This is a genomic window from Xylophilus sp., assembly GCA_009914555.1.
In the GTDB taxonomy this organism is placed as follows: Bacteria; Pseudomonadota; Gammaproteobacteria; order Burkholderiales; family Burkholderiaceae_C; genus WNDY01.
This window is the reverse complement of sequence record WNDY01000011.1, coordinates 54,614-73,183: the sequence shown is the minus strand read 5'-3', so window position 1 is coordinate 73,183 and position 18,570 is coordinate 54,614. Positions and strand designations below refer to the sequence as shown.

19 protein-coding genes are annotated in these 18,570 nt (G+C 70.2%); 8 read left to right on the top strand and 11 right to left on the bottom strand.

What is annotated here, in order from left to right; all coding sequences use genetic code 11:
* Nucleotides 1-162: 162 nt before the first annotated feature.
* The 5 genes from GAK38_RS07925 (at nt 163) to GAK38_RS07905 (ending at nt 5,257) form a co-directional block, all read left to right on the top strand.
* Nucleotides 163-1,056: an aminoglycoside phosphotransferase family protein gene (locus GAK38_RS07925; RefSeq protein ID WP_325342997.1), complete on the top strand. Its 894-nt coding sequence runs from the start codon at nt 163-165 to the stop codon at nt 1,054-1,056.
* The gene (locus GAK38_RS07920; RefSeq protein WP_325342995.1) at nt 1,053-1,763 is read left to right on the top strand and encodes a class I SAM-dependent methyltransferase; all 711 of its coding nucleotides are present in this window, start codon (nt 1,053-1,055) and stop codon (nt 1,761-1,763) included. Before GAK38_RS07925 ends, GAK38_RS07920 begins: the two co-directional genes overlap by 4 nt.
* 155 nt (nt 1,764-1,918) lie before the next feature.
* Nucleotides 1,919-2,593 (top strand): Plug domain-containing protein, encoded by a 675-nt coding sequence (locus GAK38_RS07915; protein ID WP_325342993.1) that lies wholly within the window; start codon nt 1,919-1,921, stop codon nt 2,591-2,593.
* A 521-nt stretch (nt 2,594-3,114) separates the two neighbouring features.
* Nucleotides 3,115-4,044, top strand: coding sequence for a TonB-dependent receptor (locus tag GAK38_RS07910; RefSeq protein ID WP_325342991.1), 930 nt, complete (start codon nt 3,115-3,117; stop codon nt 4,042-4,044).
* 229 nt (nt 4,045-4,273) lie between these two features.
* Nucleotides 4,274-5,257: a Bug family tripartite tricarboxylate transporter substrate binding protein gene (locus tag GAK38_RS07905; protein WP_325342989.1), complete on the top strand. Its 984-nt coding sequence runs from the start codon at nt 4,274-4,276 to the stop codon at nt 5,255-5,257.
* A gap of 39 nt (nt 5,258-5,296) precedes the next feature.
* On the opposite strand, the gene GAK38_RS07900 is transcribed toward GAK38_RS07905, so the two are convergent.
* Both GAK38_RS07900 and GAK38_RS07895 read right to left on the bottom strand, forming a co-directional pair.
* Entirely contained in the window at nt 5,297-6,928 is a 1,632-nt protein-coding gene (locus GAK38_RS07900; protein ID WP_325342988.1) for a methyl-accepting chemotaxis protein, read from the bottom strand.
* Between the two features lie 27 nt (nt 6,929-6,955).
* Nucleotides 6,956-9,487 carry an EAL domain-containing protein gene (locus GAK38_RS07895; protein ID WP_325342986.1) on the bottom strand — a complete coding sequence of 844 codons (2,532 nt, stop codon included), beginning with the start codon at nt 9,485-9,487 and terminating at the stop codon, nt 6,956-6,958.
* A gap of 114 nt (nt 9,488-9,601) precedes the next feature.
* Here GAK38_RS07895 and GAK38_RS07890 point away from each other — a divergent pair, with 114 nt between their 5' ends.
* Nucleotides 9,602-9,895, top strand: coding sequence for a helix-turn-helix domain-containing protein (locus tag GAK38_RS07890; protein WP_325342984.1), 294 nt, complete (start codon nt 9,602-9,604; stop codon nt 9,893-9,895).
* A 79-nt stretch (nt 9,896-9,974) separates the two neighbouring features.
* On the opposite strand, the gene GAK38_RS07885 is transcribed toward GAK38_RS07890, so the two are convergent.
* From GAK38_RS07885 to GAK38_RS07875, 3 genes are read right to left on the bottom strand one after another with little or no spacing between them, the layout of a single operon-like run.
* A complete protein-coding gene (locus GAK38_RS07885) occupies nt 9,975-11,255 on the bottom strand; it encodes an EAL and HDOD domain-containing protein (protein ID WP_325343035.1) in 1,281 nt (426 codons plus the stop codon).
* 29 nt (nt 11,256-11,284) lie between these two features.
* A complete protein-coding gene (locus tag GAK38_RS07880) occupies nt 11,285-12,571 on the bottom strand; it encodes an EAL and HDOD domain-containing protein (protein WP_325342982.1) in 1,287 nt (428 codons plus the stop codon).
* Between the two features lie 39 nt (nt 12,572-12,610).
* Nucleotides 12,611-13,399, bottom strand: coding sequence for a ferritin-like domain-containing protein (locus GAK38_RS07875; RefSeq protein WP_325342981.1), 789 nt, complete (start codon nt 13,397-13,399; stop codon nt 12,611-12,613).
* Between the two features lie 58 nt (nt 13,400-13,457).
* Between GAK38_RS07875 and GAK38_RS07870 the strand changes: the two genes are divergently transcribed.
* Together GAK38_RS07870 and hslO are read left to right on the top strand one after the other, a co-directional pair.
* Nucleotides 13,458-13,982 carry a gamma carbonic anhydrase family protein gene (locus GAK38_RS07870; protein ID WP_325342978.1) on the top strand — a complete coding sequence of 175 codons (525 nt, stop codon included), beginning with the start codon at nt 13,458-13,460 and terminating at the stop codon, nt 13,980-13,982.
* Between the two features lie 40 nt (nt 13,983-14,022).
* Nucleotides 14,023-14,988 carry an Hsp33 family molecular chaperone HslO gene (hslO, locus tag GAK38_RS07865; RefSeq protein WP_325342976.1) on the top strand — a complete coding sequence of 322 codons (966 nt, stop codon included), beginning with the start codon at nt 14,023-14,025 and terminating at the stop codon, nt 14,986-14,988.
* A gap of 66 nt (nt 14,989-15,054) precedes the next feature.
* On the opposite strand, the gene GAK38_RS07860 is transcribed toward hslO, so the two are convergent.
* From GAK38_RS07860 to kdsA, 6 genes are all read right to left on the bottom strand, one after another.
* Nucleotides 15,055-15,228 (bottom strand): hypothetical protein, encoded by a 174-nt coding sequence (locus GAK38_RS07860; RefSeq protein WP_325342974.1) that lies wholly within the window; start codon nt 15,226-15,228, stop codon nt 15,055-15,057.
* A gap of 133 nt (nt 15,229-15,361) precedes the next feature.
* Complete coding sequence (locus GAK38_RS07855) at nt 15,362-15,556, bottom strand: hypothetical protein (RefSeq protein ID WP_325342972.1); 195 nt, start codon at nt 15,554-15,556, stop codon at nt 15,362-15,364.
* A gap of 35 nt (nt 15,557-15,591) precedes the next feature.
* On the bottom strand, nt 15,592-16,002 hold the full coding sequence (locus GAK38_RS07850) for a hypothetical protein (protein WP_325342970.1): 411 nt from the start codon (nt 16,000-16,002) through the stop codon (nt 15,592-15,594).
* Between the two features lie 65 nt (nt 16,003-16,067).
* Entirely contained in the window at nt 16,068-16,343 is a 276-nt protein-coding gene (locus tag GAK38_RS07845) for a septum formation initiator family protein (protein ID WP_325342968.1), read from the bottom strand.
* 41 nt (nt 16,344-16,384) lie between these two features.
* Complete coding sequence (eno, locus tag GAK38_RS07840) at nt 16,385-17,668, bottom strand: phosphopyruvate hydratase (RefSeq protein ID WP_325342967.1); 1,284 nt, start codon at nt 17,666-17,668, stop codon at nt 16,385-16,387.
* Nucleotides 17,669-17,710: 42 nt separating this feature from the next.
* Nucleotides 17,711-18,568 (bottom strand): 3-deoxy-8-phosphooctulonate synthase, encoded by an 858-nt coding sequence (gene kdsA / locus GAK38_RS07835; RefSeq protein WP_325342965.1) that lies wholly within the window; start codon nt 18,566-18,568, stop codon nt 17,711-17,713.
* Nucleotides 18,569-18,570 lie beyond the last annotated feature (2 nt).

Genomic DNA, 18,570 nt, shown 5'->3' with positions numbered 1-18,570 from the left:
GACGCAACTACGAGAGCCCGTGACCGCTGGTCGTGAAGACCGATCTTCTGCGCACGACGGCTGGTGCGGTAGCGTCGTGGGCATGAACTCCTACTGACGTCTTCGTCGCTCGCGCACGGTTCGTGGGCGAAGTCTGTCCAGTCCGGGTAGGAGTCATGAGTAATGAACGTCGTTCCGACGATCGATGTCAGCCTGGTTCGGCGACTTGTAGCCGAACAGTTTCCACAGTGGTCACAGCTCGATGTCCGGCCGGTGGACTCGGACGGGTGGGACAACCGCTCGTTTCGCCTCGGTGACACGTTGAGCGCGCGGCTGCCCGGTGCCGCCGCCTATGCGCCGCAGGTCACCAAAGAGGTTCGGTGGCTGCCCGTTTTGTCCGATGCGCTGAGTCTGCCGATACCGGAAGTGGTCGGTGTCGGTGTTCCCGGCGACGGGTACCCGTTCCCCTGGACCATCCGTCGATGGATCGAGGGGACGCCGCTGACGGACGCCACCGGCGTCGACCGGAGGTTGATCGCGGTCGACCTTGCGGGGGTTCTTCGTGAACTGCACCGCCTGGAGCCTGCCGGACTCGTACCGGGGTCGCACAGTGCGGGACGCGGTGCGCCGTTGCAACAGTGGGACGAGCAGACACGGGACGCCGTGGCCGCTCTGCACGGTCGCATCGAGGCGAAGAGTGCTCTTCGCCCCTGGCAGGACGCGCTTGAGGCCCGCGCTGGAGCGGAGCGAGCCGTGTGGTTTCATGGCGACGTGGCACCGGGCAATCTGCTGGCCCGTGACGGTTATCTGTCGGCGGTGATCGACTTCGGACTTGCCGGGGTCGGCGACCCCTCGTGCGACCTCGCCATCGCCTGGACCTGGTTCGACGAGGACGCACGCGAGGCGTTCCGCGCCGCGCTTGGCACCGATGACGCGACCTGGCGGCGTGGCAAGGGCTGGGCGTTGTGGAAGGCCCTGGTCTCGCTCGACCACCCGCGGCATGCGAGCGAGTCCGCGCGCGCCCTCCGCGCACTCGGTGTGTTGCACGCACCCGCAGCGGAGAGGAGCACGACGTGAGCGGCATCGACCCCTCGGTCTTCTACGGCGCGGACGCGGCCAGCCGTTACGACGACACGAAGCGAGGCGACGAGGCCGACGCCTCGGCCCTCCTCGCCGGAGTCGCCGCAGGCCGGCCTGCGTTGGAGCTCGCCATCGGCCCTGGCCGTATCGCCCTTCCTCTCAGCGAACACGGAGTCGAGGTGCGTGGCATCGAGCTGTCCACCCACATGATCGACCGGCTTCGCAGCAAACCGGGCGGCGAGACGATCCCGGTCACGTGGGCAAAGCGGCCGCTATGGGGTCAGAAGCAGCGCCAGATTCCGCGGAGGTCACCGCCAGCAGCGCCTAGCCGCAATAATGCCGGGATGCAGCCCCTTCGCAACGCCCGCCTTCTCGCCCGCCTTGCGCTGGTGTGGTTTGTGTTGTACCTGGGCTCGGCGGCCGCCTCGCCGTTGCTGGCTGCACAAACCTTCGAACTGGTCTGCACCTCCGTGGGCATGGTGAAGGTCGTCATCAAGAGCGACAACGGCGAGCCTGTGGTGCACAAAGCCGCCATGGACTGCCCCCTGTGTGCACCGGGCGGCGCGCCGCCACCACCCGCTGTTGTGCTGAATGCCGTACCAGCCCAGCCGCTGGCCTATGCAACCTGGCCAGTCCCGGCTGCGCGCATTGCTGCGCTGACGGCTGCACCACTTCCCGCACGCGGACCACCCTCTTTTTCCTGAGAGCCGCTCACCCTGAGGCTGCTGCCCGCAGTCCTTCAGGCTGAGCGCTGAATCGTCGCGACCACCTGCCCGGCCCCGGCCGTCATGCCGTCCGCTGGCGTGTTTGCATCTCCCAAGGCTGCGCGGAGCCTTGCGAACCCCTTTCGAGCCTTCTCATGAAAAAGACCTCTTCCTTTCCCGCCCACGTTCGCCTGCGTCCTTCGGCCGCTGCCGTGTGCGCCCTCCTGGTCAACAGCAGCATCGGCGTGGCATTCGCGCAAGAAATGAGCCAGCTTCCGGCCATCACCGTCTTTGGCTCGTCCAGCGCGTCGGACTACGCCGCTGACGCCGCCGACAACACCACCAGGACCAACACGCCGCTGAAGGACTACCCCGCTTCCATCCAGGTCGTGCCCGGCGAAGTCCTGCGCGCCCGGGGTGTGACACGCACCGACCAACTCGCGGAAAACGTCAGCGGTGTATTGGCCGAAGCCAACTATGGCGGCAACGGCGCCACCTTCTTCAACATCCGGGGCTTCAGCGAAAGCAACGGCCTGCGCGACGGCTTCCGCAACTACGGCTACTACGCCTTCCGCGATGTTCAAAACATTGACCGGGTGGAGGTCTTCAAAGGCCCGGCCGGTGCACTGTACGGCGGCATTGGCGCGGTGGGTGGGTACATCAACACCGTCTCCAAGCGCCCCGAGCGCGAGAGCTTCGGCGAAGTAGGCAATAACGGCTGGCTCGTACGGCCTCGCACGCACCACCATCGACGTCAACCGGGCGCTGGACAACGACCTGAGCATCCGCCTGAATGCCGCCGTCGAGAGGAGCTCGGGCTTTCGCGATAACACGGGCTACGACTCCTGGTCCATCGCACCGGCCATCCGTTGGGACAATCGGCGCGGCACTTCGCTCACGCTGCTCACCGAGTTCAACCATCAGAAGCGAGATGGCTTCGACTTCGGCGTGCCAGCGGTGCAGAACTACCAGGACCTGTCGCGCACACGTTATTACGGACTGGCCAATGGCACATACCCCGGTGTTGCGGGCGACTACGGCAGGAACGACACCCAGGCAGCGACGCTGCTGTTTGAGCATACGCTCTCCGAACGCTGGAAGCTGCGTTTGGCCTCGCAGTACGGCAATGCCCGGCAACGCTCCACCCAGACCTTTCCCAACAGCACCACGGCTACGGGCAATTTGCTGGACTACTCGGTGTACAGCGGCACCGACGAGGGCTCGAAGCAATATGGTCTGCGCGCCGAACTTGTGGGCGACGTAGTCCTTGGCGGCTTGCAGCACGCACTGATGGCCGGTGTGGACTACGAGTTACCTGGAACAGGGCAGCCGGGGTTCACAGGTCTCCACCATGACGCTGGACCTCTTCAACCCGGGCTATGCGTCGGGACTGACGACGGGCGATCCGCTACTTTCGCACCAGGGCCGGGGCAAGGACTACGGGATCTACCTGCAGGACCAGGTAGCCTTGGACCCGCAGGTCAAGCTCATGGCCGGCCTGCGGGCCGACCGCTTCTCCAATCGGGCGCTGGAGAGCGATGCCGTGACGGGGCGCGGTCAGCAGTCGGCGCTCTCGCCCCGGCTGGGCGCGGTCTGGCAGCCCTGGGAGCGAACATCCTTCTTCGCCGACTGGAGCCGCAGCCACGCGCCGAACGTGGGCCACAGTGGCAGCAATATCACGTATGACGCCGAGGTGGCCGAGCAGTTCGAGGTCGGCGTGAAGCAGGACATTCTCCAGAACCGTCTGCGGGGGAGCGTGGCGGTGTTCGACCTGAACCGCAAGAACATCCTGACGACCGACCCGGCGAACCCGCTGCTGCAGGTGCTGAGCGGCCATCAGCGCAGCCGGGGTGTGGAAGTCGACTTGGCCGGGGCTATCACGAAGGGATGGCAGGCCATCGCCACCTATGCCTACACGGAAGCGACGGTGCGTGCCGACACAACCTTCCCGGTGGGCGACTCCCTGGCCAACGTGCCGCGCCACAGCGGCAGCCTGTGGAGCACCTATGAGTTCCAGTCGGTGCAGGGCCTAAAAGTGGGTGCAGGTATCTACCTGGTGGGGTCCAGGCAGGCCACCTTGCCTAATACTTTCAAGCTGACGGGCTATGCGCGGACGGATGCCATGGTGTCCTACCAACGCGGGCCGTGGAAAGCACAGCTGAACATCTTCAACCTGTTCGACCGCCGGTATTACACCGGTGGCTCTGCGGCGGTCTTCAACTACACGCTGAACCCGAGCCGACCGCTGTCGGCACAGGTCACCGTGTCATACCGATTCTGAAACCTGCAGACCAGGCTGGGCGGCGACGAGGGGAACTCAACTCGCGGATGTGCCCAATGCGGAGTGTCCGCTTCGGGCGCCAAATAGCCCTTGGCGCGCCGTAATACGTTGCGTCTGCGAGTCAGCACTTGCAGCGACGTTGCGGCGTTCAAAGCGGGGGGCAGGTGCCGTTCCAACGGAATGCACAACTGCAGCGAGAATCGCTGGCTTCGTCTTCGCGATCGTCCTCATGCCCCGCATCTCCCGCCGCCGCCTGCTCGGCGCCACCCTGCTGCCGCTGCTGCCTCTGGCTGCCTTCGCCCAGCCTGGAGCAGACTGGCCCGCCAAGCCGATCCGCATCGTCGTCGCCTATCCGGCCGGCGGCGTCAGCGACGCGGTTGCGCGGGCGCTGGCCGACAAGCTGTCGCTGCGGCTCGGCGTGCCCGTGGTCATCGACAACAAGGCCGGCGCCAGTGGCACTATCGGTGTCGATGCGGTGGCCAAGGCGGCGCCGGACGGCTATACGCTGGGCTTCTCGGCGATCAGTCCGTTGACGCTGAACCCGCACCTGGGCAAGTCGCCATTCGATCCGGCGCGCGACATCGCGTCGGTGGCCAGCGTCATGTATTCGCCGGTGCTGCTGGTGGCCACACCGTCGAGCACATCGCGCGACTTCCGCGCGCTGCTGGCCGAGGCCCGGGCCCGGCCGGGTGGCATCCGCTGGGCCACATCGGGCCTGGCGTCGCTCGGCCACATCATGCTGGCGCAGATCGAGAGCGGCGCCGGCGTGCAGATCACGCACGTCCCCTACAAGGGCGGTGGCCAGCAGATGAACGATGCGCTGGGCGGCCAGTTCGAGGTGCTGTCGACCAACGCCTCGCCGGCGCTGCTCCAGCATGTGCAGGCCGGCAGGCTGCGCCCGCTGGCCGTGGGAGCCGCGGCCCGGCTGGAGAGCCTGCCCGGGGTGCCGACGCTGGCCGAGCTGGGCCTGCCCGCGGCCAACCTGTCATCGCTGTTCGGCGTGCTGGCGCCGGCGCAGACGCCGGCGGCCGTCATCGAGCGGCTCAATGCCGGAATCAACCAGGCGCTGGCCCAGCCCGACCTGCGCGCCCGGCTGGTCGCCAGCGACAACGTGCCCACCGGCGGCACCGCCGCCGCGTTCGGTAGGCAGATCGCCGCGGAGTCGCAGGCCAATGCGCGGATCATCCGCGCCGCCGGCATCCGGGCCGAATAGCGCGGGCGGCGGCGCTGCGGGCGGGCGGCCCCGCGGCGGTCATGGCAGGAGCAGGGGGCGCGGCGCCGGCGCAGGTTCGCGGCCCGCGCGGCGCAGCGCCACGGCGTCGGCCTGCGCGAGCGAGGGCTCGCCGCGCGCCAGCCGGAACAGCCGCATCGTGTCGCGCACGCCCTGCACCTGCCCGTGGACCGACGAGGCCGCGGCGGCGAGCTGTTCGACCATGGCCGCGTTCTGCTGGGTGATGCCGTCGAGGTGCGCCACCGCCGCGTTGACCTGGGCGATGCCGTCCTGCTGCTCGGCGGCCGCGGTGCTGATCTCGTCGAGCACGCCGCGCATCCTGCCAACCGCGCCGAGCGCCTCGGCCATGCGCTCGCGCGCTTGTCCGGTGGTGCAGGCGCCCGAGGCGACCCGCTGCGACGATTCGGCGATCAGCGCCTTGACCTCGCCGGCCGCGGCCGTGGTCTTCTGCGCCAGCGTGCGCACCTCGGCGGCGACCACGGCGAAGCCGCGCCCGGCCTCGCCGGCGCGCGCGGCCTCCACGGCCGCGTTGAGCGCGAGGATGTTGGTCTGGAAGGCCACACCTTCGATCAGGCGGATGATGTCCTCGATGCGCCGCGACGATTCGGCGATGCCGGCCATCGATTCGCCCACGGCTTGCACCGCCTCGTTGCTGCGCTGCGTGACGGCAGAGGTCTCGTGCGCGAGCTCTGCGCCGCGCCGTGCCGAGTCCGCGCTGTTGCGCACCGTGCCGTGGATCTGCTCCATCGAGGCCGCGGTCTGCTGCAGGCTGCCGGCCTGGGCCTCGGTGCGCGAGGACAGGTCGTGGTTGCCGCTGCTGATCTCGGCGACCGCGGTCTCCAGGCTGCGCACTTCGTGGCGCACGTCGCGCACCACGGTGCGCAGGTTCACGCTCATCTGGGCCAGCGCCTGCTGCAGCCGGCCGGCCGGGCCGGCGGCGCCGGTGGCAACAGGGTGCGAGAGGTCGCCGGCGGCGAGCCGGTTGGCATCCTCGGTCAGACGCAGCAGGGGCAGGAGCGCGGCCCGGCGCACGGCGGTGAAGGCCAGCCCGGCCGCCGCCAGCGCCGCCCCGGCGGCCAGGTGCCACCAGCCGCAGAAGGCCGGCACCGCGGCCAGGCCGGCGGCCGCCAACTGGACCAGGAACAGCCGCGACGCCGGCGTGAACAGGCGCGCGGCGCGGGCGGCCGGCCCCCGCCGCACGGCCACGCCCTGCCGCAGCTGGTGCCGGATGCGGCCTGCGGCCGCCTCTTCGCGGATCGCCGCATAGAGCGCCTCGGCGTCCTGCACCGCCTGGCGGTCGGGCGCCGTGCGCACCGAGAGGTAGCCCACGACCTGCTCGCCGTCGCGCATCGGCGTGGCATTGGCCCGCACCCAGTAGTGGTCGCCGTCCTTGCGCCGGTTCTTCACGAGGCCGGTCCAGGGCAGCCCCTGCTGCAGCGTCTCCCAGAGATCGCGGAACGCCTCGGCCGGCATGTCGGGATGCCGCACGATGTTGTGCGGCTGGCCCAGCAGTTCGTCGCGTGTGAAGCCGCTGACCTGGACGAAGGCCGGGTTGCAGTAGGTGATGCGGCCCTGGAGGTCGGTGACGGAGACGAAAGTGTCGTCCGGCGACAGCGCGTGCTCGCGCTGCGTGACGGGGAGGTTGGTGCGCATGGGGAGACTCGTTCGGGTTCGGAAGGGTCAGGCGGCGCGGCCGTTCAGCCAGCGGGCCTGCAGTCCGGCCGCCGGCAGCGCCCGGTCATGGAGCCAGCCCTGGGCGGCGCCGCAGCCCAGCTCGCGCAGCCGCGCGGCCTGCGCCTGCGTTTCCACGCCTTCGGCCACGGTCCGCAGCCCGAGCGCGCGGGCCAGGCCGATCACGGCCGTGACGATGGCCAGGCTGCCGGCCTCGGCGAGCATGTCCCGCACGAAGGACATGTCGATCTTGAGCTTGGACACCGGCAGCATCTGCAGCCGCGCGAGGGAGGAATAGCCGGTGCCGAAATCGTCGATCGACAGCGCGAAGCCCGCGTCCATGAGCTGCGCCGCGATGCGCAGGGTTCTGTCCGGGTCGCGCATCCAGACCGATTCGGTGATCTCCAGCTCGATCGCGCGCGGGTGCGCGCCCTGTGCATGCACCAGCCGCTCGGCGCGGGCCGCGAAGGCTTCGTCGGCCAGCTGCGCCGCCGAGACGTTGACCGCCACGCGGGGCAGCGCGCAGGCGCCGCCGCGCGACCAGTCCCGCCACTGGCCGGCGGCGGTGGCGAGGGCCCAGTCGCCCAGCGCGCCGATCAGGCCGCGCTCCTCGGCGAGCGGAACGAACTCCGCGGGCGACACCCAGCCGAGCTCCTCGTCGTGCCAGCGCGCCAGGGCCTCGATGCCGACCAGGGCGCCGGTGGCGAGGTCCACCTGCGGCTGGTAGCGCAGTTCCAGCGCGTCCTGCCGCAGCGCCCGTTCCAGCCGCGCGGCCACGGTCCGGCTGCGCTCCAGGCGCAGGCCGAGGGCGGCGTCGTAGAACCGGATGCCGCCGCTGGCGCCGTGCCGCTTGGCCTGGTACATGGCGGCGTCGGCATGGCGCAGCAGGTCGTCGGCGCTCCGGCCGTGGCGCGGGTACACGGCCGCGCCGATGCTGGCCGCGGGCGTCCAGCGCGCCGTGCCCACCGTGGCCGGCTGCGCCAGCGCCTGCGCGATGCGCCGCGCCCATGGCTGCGGGTCCTCGCCCTCGGCCAGCGGGCGTGCGAGCATGAATTCGTCGCCGCCGAGGCGGGCGACGACGGCGCGGCGGCCGGCCGCCGCGCGGCAGCGCCGCGCCACCTCGGCGAGCACCGTGTCGCCGCCGGCGTGGCCATGGGTGTCGTTGACTTCCTTGAAGCGGTCGAGGTCGGCGAACAGCACGACGACGGCCTGCCGCCGGCGCTGCGCGCGGCCGAGCAGCGCATGGAGCAGCTCCATGCCGCGGGTGCGGTTGGACAGGCCGGTGAGCGCGTCCGTGTGGGCCAGCCATTCCATGCGCCGGCGGAGCTGCCGCCGCTCGGTGACGTCGAGCACGATGCCGTAGGCGCGGGCGGGCCGGCCCTGGTCATCGTGGAGCACGGTGCCCCGCAGTTCGACCCGGCGCGCCGCGCCGTCGCTAGCGGCCGCCGTGCGCAGCTCGACGTACAGGCGGCCGCCGGCGCAGGCACGCTCCCAGGCCGCCTCCAGGCGGGGCCGGTCGCCGGCATGCACGCACTCCAGCAGCTGCCTGCGCGGGCCGGGGGGCGTGGCATCGGGCCGCCCCATCAGCCGGGCGGCCTGCGGCGTGAAGTGGATGAGGCCATCGAACTGCAGGCGCCAGACGCCGACATCGGTGGCGGCCTGCAGGTCCTGCACCGATTCGTGCAGCCAGGTCTGCTCGCGCAGATCCATGAAGGTCAGCAGGACGGCGCGCGGCTGCCGCGGCCCGCCCGCGCCGCCGTCGCCGGCCGGCAGGGCATGGACGGCGACGTCCACCGGGACGGGCAGCGCCCGCTGCGTCGCGCGCAGTTCCAGCCGCTGCCGGGCCTGTCCCTGCTGCAGCGCCTGCCGCACGAGCGGCCCCAGGGCGGCCGTGTCGATCCACCGCGCCAGCGGGCCATGTTCGGCGGCGGCCGCCTCGGCGCTGAACAGGACGTCGAATGCGCGGTTGGCGAACACGGTTTCCAGCTCCGCCGTGGCCACGAGCGTGCCGTAGGGCAGGTGGGCGAAGGCCATGCCGTAGTCGCGCAGCCGCGCGACCAGCGCGTCGCGGTGGCCGATGTAGCTGCCGATCGCCAGCCCGATGTCGAGGAAGACGGCCTTGATGAAGGCCCGGAAGGCGGCGAGGTCGGGCGCCGGCTGTCCGGCGCCGCATCCGGCCATGCGCGGCAGGCACTGCGCGAGATAGTGGCTGTAGGCGCCGAGGTACCAGCCCGGCGTGAGGCCGACGCGGGCATGCGCCAGGCCCACGCGCCACCGCTCGGCCGCATAGTTTTCGTCGTACACGCCGGCGATCAGCGTGTGGAAGTAGCGCGACTGCGCGGCTTTCAGGCGTGCGAGCATGGCATCGTCGGCGATGAGCGCGCGGGCCTCCTCGAACGACAGCAGATGGCGATAGAACTCGTCCACCAGTCCCGGCACCTCGTCGCCGAGCGCCGCATGCCGGGCGCGCAGCGCCTGCTCGTCCTGCGCGGTGAGCGCCAGGAGTTCCTTGCGGCGCGCCAGATCCGGAATCGGTTCCACCCCCTTCCCTCCACGGTGCGGGGCCGCATGGACACGCCGACGCGGTCTCCACCGACTCCAAAATGTACGAATTAGTGTGTGTATGAATGAGTATACCCACCCAACAGTGGGGACGTGGCCCTTCCGACCTCCGACCCCCGCGTTCTCCTTGGCCGAAGGATCAAGGAGCTGCGCACGCTCCTGGGCATCACGCAGGAGGAGCTGGCCGAGCGCAGCAGCATGTTCCGCACCTACCTGAGCCGCATCGAGTCCGGGCGGGCCAATCCCACGCTGACTGCGCTGCATGTGCTGGCCGCGGCGCTCGGCGTGTCGGTGCAGGAGCTGCTGTTGCCGCCGGGAGCGGACGGGTCGGGCGCGCGGGTGCACAGCGCCAGCCCGGTGTCGCGCGGGCGCGCAGGCAGAGGATGAACGGCATCCCCCGAGCCGCTGCGCGGCGTTCGCGCCGTGGTTAGCCGCGACGGGAGGGAAGGGGGAGGAAGAGAGGGGGCTACTGCGCCGGGTCGCCCAGCGTCTCGGCCCAGGCCAGGGCCTGCAGGTGGGCCCAGTTGACCTGGCGGTTCGACAGGTGCAGCGCGTTGGCCGCGCGGGCGAACGCCTCGTCGTCCTCGCTCTCGCAGGCCAGGGTCAACTCCAGGAAGGGCGCGAACGGGCCCTTGCGGTGCAGCCGGGCGTCGAGTACCGGCTGGGGCAGGGCGATGGATTCCAGCGCCTGGTCCAGCGGCACGCCGAGCATGGTGTCGAGCAGCGAGAACACGCCGACCACGAAGGCGTTGTCGGCCTCTTCCTGCGGCAGCAGCTCGGCCGCCAGCAGCTCCATCAGCCGGCCGCGCACCACGGCCGTGGTGCCGACGGCCGGCGCCGGGCCGCCGGCGCGCACGGCGGTCAGCAGCAGCGCGGCCCAGCGGAACAGCTTCTTCAGGCCCAGGATCATCACCGCGTGGCGGCACGAGGTGATCTCGCACGACAGGCCGAAGCCCGACGAGTTGATGAAGCGCAGCAGGTTGAACGAGAGCGTCGGGTCGCGCTTGAGCAGTTCCTCGATCTCGGCCGAATCGGCGTTCCGGCGCACCAGGTTGATGAGCTGGATGATCGTCGCCTCGGCCGGTCGCACGGTGCGCGTCTTGACCAGGTCCGGCCTCGTGAACCAGTAGCCCTGGAACAGCTTGACGCCCAGCGAGCGCATGTGCTCGAACTGCTCGGCCGTCTCGACCTTCTCGGCCACCAGCGTGGCCTGCGAATGGGTGCGGGCGAAGCGCACCAGCGGCTCGGCCAGCTCAGGCTGGAAGGCCGTCATGTCGAGCTTGATGAAGGCCGCATGCGGCAGCCAGCTGGCATAGGCGCGGCGCAGCACCTGCTGGTCGAAGGCGAAGCGGAAGCCGCGCTGGCGCAGGTCGGCGAAGACGCTGGTGCGCGCCTCGATCTGCCCGGCCGTGGCGCCCTCGCCGAAGGTCGGAATCTCCAGCACCACCTTGTCCGGGTGGATCAGCTCCAGGTGGCCGCCGGCCAGGCTCTCGTGGGTGCAGTTGATGAAGACCGTCTTGCGGCCCACCAGCGCCTCGGTGCCGGCATACGACAGCGCGTTGAACAGCAGGGCGGCGTCGCTGGCGGCGGTGTGCGCGTCCTCGCGGGTGGAGCGGTCGAACAGCTCGTAGCCGTAGACGGCGCCCTGTTCGTCGACGATGGCCTGGCGGGCGATGACGACGGCGCTCTCGTCCCCGGAGGCGGCGCCGCCGGGCCGGGTGCCGTCCTGGGGGGCGGTGGTGGTCATGGTTGCCATGGCGTCTCCCGTGGGTTCGCTCAGGAAGAGGATGCGAGCTGGTCGGCCCAGGCCAGCGCCTGCAGATGGGCGCCGTTGATCTGCCGGCTGTCCAGGCCGAGCGCGGTGGCCGCGCGGGTGAAGGCCGCGTCATCGCCGGTCTCGCAGGCGATGGTGAGTTCGAGGAAGGGCGCGTACGGGCCCTCCTGGCGCAGCAGCGCGTCTTCCACCGGCCGGGGCAGGGCCAGCAGATCGACGGCCTTGTCCATCGGCATGCCGAGCATGGTGTCGAGCAGCGAGAAGATGCCGACCACGAAGGCATTGTCGGCCTCCTCGGCCGAGAGCTTCTGCAGCGCCAGCAGCTCCATGAGCCGGCCGCGCACCACGGCCGTGCTGCCGACCGACGAGGGCGCGCCGCTGGCGCGCGCGGCGGTCAGCAGCAGCGCGGCCCAGCGGAACAGCTTCTTCAGGCCCAGGATCATCACCGCCTGGCGGAACGAGGTGACCTCGCGCGCGAAGCCGAAGCCCGACGAGTTGATGAGCCGCATCAGGTTGAAGGCCAGGCCCGCGTCGTGCTTGAGCACGTCCTCGATCTCGGCCGTGCTGGCCTGGCGGCGCACCAGGTTGACGAGCTGGATGGTCGCGGCCTGCGACGGCGTGACCAGCCGCGCCTCGACCACCGACGGCCGCGCGAACCAGTAGCCCTGAAACAGCTGCACGCCCTGGCGCGAGACGGTCTCGAACTGCGCGGCCGTCTCGACCTTCTCGGCGATCAGCTCGGCCTGGCTGTGGGTCTGGGCATGGCGCACCACGGCCTCGATCTGCTCGGGCCGGACCAGGGCGAGGTCGATCTTGATGTAGTCGGCCAGCGGCAGCCAGGGCCGGTAGGCGCGGTGCAGCACCGTGTGGTTGAAGGCGAGCTGGAAGCCGCGCTGGCGCAGTGCGGCCAGCGGCTGCACCCGGCCTTCGATCTCCTCGGGCGCCAGCGTGTCGAGCGGCGGGATCTCCAGCACCACGCGGTCGGGGTTGATCAGCTCCAGGTGGCCGCCCATCAGGCTGTTGTGGGTGCAGTTCACGAAGATCAGCAGCTTGCCGATCAGGTCCTCGGTGCCGGCGTGCGACAGCGCGCTGAACACCAGGGCGACATCGCTGGCGGCGGTGTGGGTGTCGGCCTGCATCGAGCGGTTGAACAGCTCGTAGCCGATGACCGCGTGCTGGGCGTTGACGATGGCCTGCCGCGCGATGACCGCGCCACCGATGCCGCCGGCCGGGCTGGCGCCCGGCGCAGGCCCGAAAGGGAGGGGGGCGGGCGGAAGGCTCATGGTCATCGTTCTTGTTGTCGGGCGGTCATTCTACGGGCCGGGGCTTCAGCGGGCCGCGGCCTGCAGCGCGTCCAGCTCGGCTTCGCTGAAGCCCGCGGCCCGGCGCGCCGGCAGGTTGAAGGGCCCGGGCTGACGCGGCGCATCGTGGGTGCGGGCCAGCTCGGCATAGGCGGGCACCACGTCCAGGCCGCGCCGCTCGCAGAGCCAGGCGAACCAGCGGTTGCCGATGGCCACGTGGCCGATCTCGTCGCGCAGGATGATGTCGATGATGGCGGCGCCGGCCGCGTCGCCCGCCGAGGCCAGCTTGCGCCGCACGGCCGGGGAGGCGTCGAGGCCGCGGGCCTCCATGGTCCGCGGCACCAGGGCCACGCGGGCCAGCACGTCGTGCTTCGTGCGCTCGGCCATCTCCCAGAGCGCGTTGTGGGCCGGGAAGTCGCCGTACGCATGGCCGAACGTGGCCAGGTGGTCGCGCAGCAGTTCGAAATGCAGCGCTTCCTCCTGCGCCACGCGGGCCCAGTCGCGGTAGAAGCCGTCCGGCAGGCCGGCGAAGCGCCAGGCGGCGTCGGCGGCCAGGTCGATGGCGTTGAGTTCGATGTGGGCCAGGGCATGCAGCAGTGCCGCGCGGCCTTCGGGCGTGGCCGGCGAGCGGCTGCGCACCTGGGTGTGCGGCACCAGCGCGGGCCGCGCCGGGCGGCCGGGAATGCCGGCGGGCTCGGCCAGCGCGTCGGCTGCGCCGGTGGGCAGCCGCAGGTCGAGCGCGCGGGCGAGCCGTGCCTTGGCGCCGGGATCGGGTTCGAGGAGGATGGCGAGCGCCGCTTCGCGCAGGGTGGTCATCCTTACAATTCTAGGTTCCCGCCCCATATACGACGACCTGCTCCAGGAGACCTTGCCCATGGCGATCTACGAACTCGACGGAACCGCGCCCCGCATCGCCGGCAGCGCCTGGGTGGCCGAGAGCGCCGCAGTCATCGGCGACGTGGCGCTGCATGCCGACGCCAGCGTCTGGCCCGGCGCGGTGCTGCGCGGCGACACCGACGCGATCACCGTGGGCGAGGGCTCCAACATCCAGGATGCGAGCGTGCTGCATGCCGACCAGGGCCAGCCGCTGCTGATCGGCCGCCGTGTCACCGTGGGCCACCAGGTCGTGCTGCATGGCTGCACCATCGGCGACGAGTCGCTGATCGGCATCGGCGCCATCGTGCTCAACGGCGCGCGGATCGGCCGCCACTGCCTGGTGGGTGCAGGCGCGCTCGTGACCGAGGGCAAGGAGTTCCCCGACGGCTCCATGATCCTCGGCAGCCCGGCCCGCGCGGTGCGCCCGCTCACGCCCGAGCAGATCGAGGGGCTGCGCCGCAGCGCGCAGCACTATGTCGACAACGCCCGCCGCTTCACGGCGGGCCTGCGCCGGATCGGCTGACGGTCCGTTCCTGCGCAGTTTTTTCCCGAGAACCTCCCGCGTGTCCGAACTTCACAAATTCCTCTTCGACGGCCTGCCGGTGCGCGGCATGCTCGTGCGCCTGACCGGCGCCTGGGCCGAGATCCTGCGCCGCCGCGCGGCCAACACCGCCACCGGCGCCTATGCGGTGCCGGTGCGCGAACTGCTGGGCGAGATGACGGCGGCCGGCGTGCTGATGCAGGGCAGCATCCAGTTCGACGGCGCGCTGGTGATGCAGATCTTCGGCGACGGCCCGGTCAAGGTGGCCGTGGCCGAGGTGCAGCCCGACCTGAGCCTGCGCGCCACCGCCACGCTGGTGGGCGGGGTGCCCGAGGCCGCGGCGCTCGGTGACCTGATCAACGCCCACGGCAGGGGCCGCTGCGCCATGACGCTGGACCCGCGCGACAAGCTGCCGGGCCGGCAGGCCTACCAGAGCATGGTGCCGCTGGTCGATGCCGACGGCCGACGGCTTCAGAACTTCGGTGCCATGGTCGAGCACTACCTGCGCCAGAGCGAGCAGCTCGACACCCGCATCGTGCTGGCCGCCGACGACCACGTGGCCGCCGGCCTGCTGGTGCAGCGCATGCCGCTCGAAGGCCAGGCCAACCTCGGCGGCGGATCGGAGGAGGCCGACGAGCACTTCAACCGCATCGCCACGCTGGCGGCGAGCCTGACGCGCGAGGAACTGCTGACGCTCGACGCCGACACCATCCTGCGCCGCCTGTTCTGGGAGGAAAAGCTGGTGCGCTTCGAGCCGCGCGCCGGCATCCACGGGCCGCACTTCGCCTGCACCTGCAGCCGCGAGCGCGTGGCCGCGATGATCCGCGGGCTGGGCCGCGAGGAGGCCGATTCGATCGTCGCCGAGCGCGGTGACATCGAGGTCGGCTGCGAGTTCTGCGGTGCACAGTACCGCTTCGATGCGGTCGATGCGCAGCAGATCTTCACCGGCGCGGCCGAGCGTCCGCCCGGGACGCAGGCGGTGCAGTAAGGGGGTATGGGCCGGTAGCGGATACTCATTGCCGGCTGCGGGTTTATACTCCTCCCTCCATGATCTTCAGAAGCTGTAGCGCGCGGTCACCTTGAGCTTGCGTGGCTCGCCGCAGCCGTCGGTGGCGTATTGCGTGGAGTAGCACACGCTCGCACCGGTGCGCCAGCGGTGCCATGGCCCGCCGAACTGGTAGGTGGTCGACAGCTTGAGCATGTTCTGCGGGTTGGTCGCCGTGACCAAGCGCCTGCCGATGTTGGCGGCATTGGCGTCGCGTTGGGCTTGATGATGTTGCCGTCGGTGCCCTTGGCCGTCTGCGGGTTGAAGATGTCCGTGTAGCTGGCGTAGACCGTGTGCTGGCTGTCGACGTCGTAGGTCAGCCCGGTATAGCGGGTCGCGTTGCGGTTGACCTTGTAGCTGCCGGTGCCGCTGCGGTTCCCGTGTCGAGCGACTGGCGCGTGGCGCTGGCCACCACTTGGTGCTTGCGGCCGAACAGCTCGACCGGCCCGCGCACCGAGGCGTCGTAGTTCTCGCTGCGGTACTGGCGAACTGGCTGGAGATCATCCGGCAATGATGCCAAACCTCAGCTGCCGCCGCCCGCCGCGGCTAGTGCGACGGATGCAGCAGGCCGTGGAACAGCCGGCGTTCGCAGTGCGGGTCGCTGCACTCCTCGCAGCGCCAGGGCCGCGCGGCTGCAAGCCGCAGCGCATCGGGGGTGGCAAAGCCGAGCGCGGCGAGGGCGTTGCGGCTGCGGGCCTCGCCGCTTCCATACACTATCCTGTATTCTGCCAAAGCACTTGCCAGTTGCGCGCGCAAGACACTATCCTGGCGAGAGTATACGGGACCGAAGGACGCCAGATCCAGGCCGCAGAGCAGGATGGCATCGGGGCGGGGCGCGGCCAGCACGGCTTCCAGCGGCGGATCGTCGTCCACCTGGCAGGGCCGGCCGTCGTGCGCCAGCAGATTGCGCAGCTCGCGCGCCAGCCGGGTCTTGCCGCTGCGGGCGGCGCCGAGCACGGCGATGCTGCGCACGAGGGTAATGAATCACGGACGGCCCTGCGCACGCGGGTGCGCGGGCGGGCTCACTTGGTGATCTGCACGAAGATCTCGCCGGGCTTGACCATGCCCAGCTCGCCGCGTGCTTTGTCCTCGACCATCTCCAGGCCGTCCTGCAGGTCGCGCACCTCGGCTTCGAGGCGCTCGTTGGCCTGCCGGGCCTGGGCGTTGGCGGTCCTCTGGGCGTCGAGCCTGCGCTGCATCTCGGCCACGTCGGGAATGCTGCCGCGCCCCGTCCACAGCTGGACGTGGATGAGCGCGAGCAGCAGCAGCAGCACGAGGGGAATGAAGCGCGAACCCATGCGATGCCGGCAGCGTCAGCAGACCGCGGTCAGGCCGGTGGTCACTTCAGGTTGTAGAACGCGTCGCGGCCGGGGTAGTGCGCGATCTCGCCGAGGTCTTCCTCGATGCGCAGCAGCTGGTTGTACTTGGCGATGCGGTCGCTGCGCGAGAGCGAGCCGGTCTTGATCTGGCCGGCGTTCAGGCCGACGGCGATGTCGGCGATGGTGCTGTCCTCGGTCTCGCCGGAGCGGTGCGAGATCACGGCGGTGTAGCCGGCGCGCTTGGCCAGCTCGATGGCGGCGAAGGTCTCGGTCAGCGTGCCGATCTGGTTGATCTTGATGAGAATCGAATTGGCGATGCCCTTGTCGATGCCTTCCTTGAGGATCTTGGTGTTGGTGACGAACAGGTCGTCGCCGACGAGCTGGACCTTCTGGCCCAGGCGCTCGGTCAGGTGCTTCCAGCCGTCCCAGTCGCCTTCGGCCATGCCGTCCTCGATGCTGACGATCGGGTACTTGTCGACCCAGGTCGCGAGCACGCTGGTCCACTCCTCGGCGGAGAGCACCAGGCCTTCGCCTTCGATGTGGTACTTGCCGTCCTTGTAGAACTCGCTGGCCGCGCAGTCCAGGCCCAGCACGATCTGCTCGTCGGCGGTGAAGCCGGCCTTCTCGACGGCTTCGAGGATCAGCTGGATCGCCGATTCGTGGTTCTCGACGCTCGGCGCGAAGCCGCCTTCGTCGCCCACGGCGGTGGAGAAGCCGCGCTCGTCGATGATCTTCTTGAGCGCGTGGAACACCTCGGCGCCGTAGCGCAGGGCTTCGCGGAAGCTCGGCGCGCCCACCGGGATGATCATGAATTCCTGGATGTCGAGCGTGTTGTTGGCATGCGCGCCGCCGTTGATGACGTTCATCATCGGCACCGGCAGCTGCAGGCTGCCCGTGCCGCCGAAGTAGCGGTACAGCGGCAGGCCCGATTCCTCGGCCGCGGCGCGTGCCACGGCGAGCGACACGGCCAGCGTGGCGTTGGCGCCCAGGCGGCTCTTGTTGTCGGTGCCGTCGAGGTCGATCAGCGTCTTGTCGAGGAAGGCCTGCTCGGCGGCATCGAGGCCCAGCACGGCTTCGGAGATTTCGGTGTTGATGTGTTCGACCGCCTTGAGCACGCCCTTGCCGAGGTAGCGGCTCTTGTCGCCGTCGCGCAGCTCGATCGCCTCGCGGCTGCCGGTGGAGGCGCCCGAGGGCACGGCGGCGCGGCCCATCACGCCCGATTCCAGCAGCACGTCGCATTCGACGGTGGGGTTGCCGCGGCTGTCCAGCACTTCGCGGCCGACGATGTCAACGATGGCGCTCATGGATGTTCTCTTTTCCTTTGGATGTAGTGATGCGTGGTGGGTTCAGGCCTGGAAGTCGTCTTCGAGAAAGCCGTTCTTCTTGGTGATGTCGTCGAGCGCGACGAGCGTTTCGAGCAGCGCCTGCATGTGCCTGAGCGGCACCGCGTTCGGGCCGTCGGACAGCGCCTTGGCCGGGTCGGGGTGCGTTTCCATGAAGAGGCCCGCGACGCCCACGGCCACGGCCGCGCGCGAGAGCACCGGCACGAATTCGCGCTGGCCGCCACTGGAGGTGCCCTGGCCGCCGGGCAGCTGCACGCTGTGCGTGGCGTCGAAGACGACCGGCGCGCCGGTCTCGCGCATGATCGCGAGCGAGCGCATGTCCGAGACCAGGTTGTTGTAGCCGAAGCTCGCGCCGCGCTCGCAGGCCATGAAGACGTCGTCGGGCAGGCCCTTCTCGCGCGCGGCGGCGCGGGCCTTGTCGATCACGTTCTTCATGTCGTGGGGCGCGAGGAACTGGCCCTTCTTGATGTTGACCGGCTTGCCCGACTGGGCCGCGGCGCGGATGAAGTCGGTCTGGCGGCACAGGAAGGCCGGCGTCTGGAGCACGTCGACCACCTTGGCGGCCTCGGCGATGTCTTCCTCGGTGTGCACGTCGGTCAGCACCGGCACATCCAGCTCGCGCCGGACCTTGACCAGGATCTCCAGGCCCTTCTCGCGGCCGGGGCCGCGGAAGCTGGTGCCCGAGGACCGGTTGGCCTTGTCGAAGCTGCTCTTGAAGATGAACGGGATGCCGAGCGCCGCCGTGATCTCCTTCAGGCGGCCGGCGGTGTCGAGCTGGAGCTGTTCGCTCTCGACCACGCAGGGGCCGGCGATCAGGAAGAAGCGGCGGTCGAGGCCGATGTCGAATCCGCAGAGTTGCATGG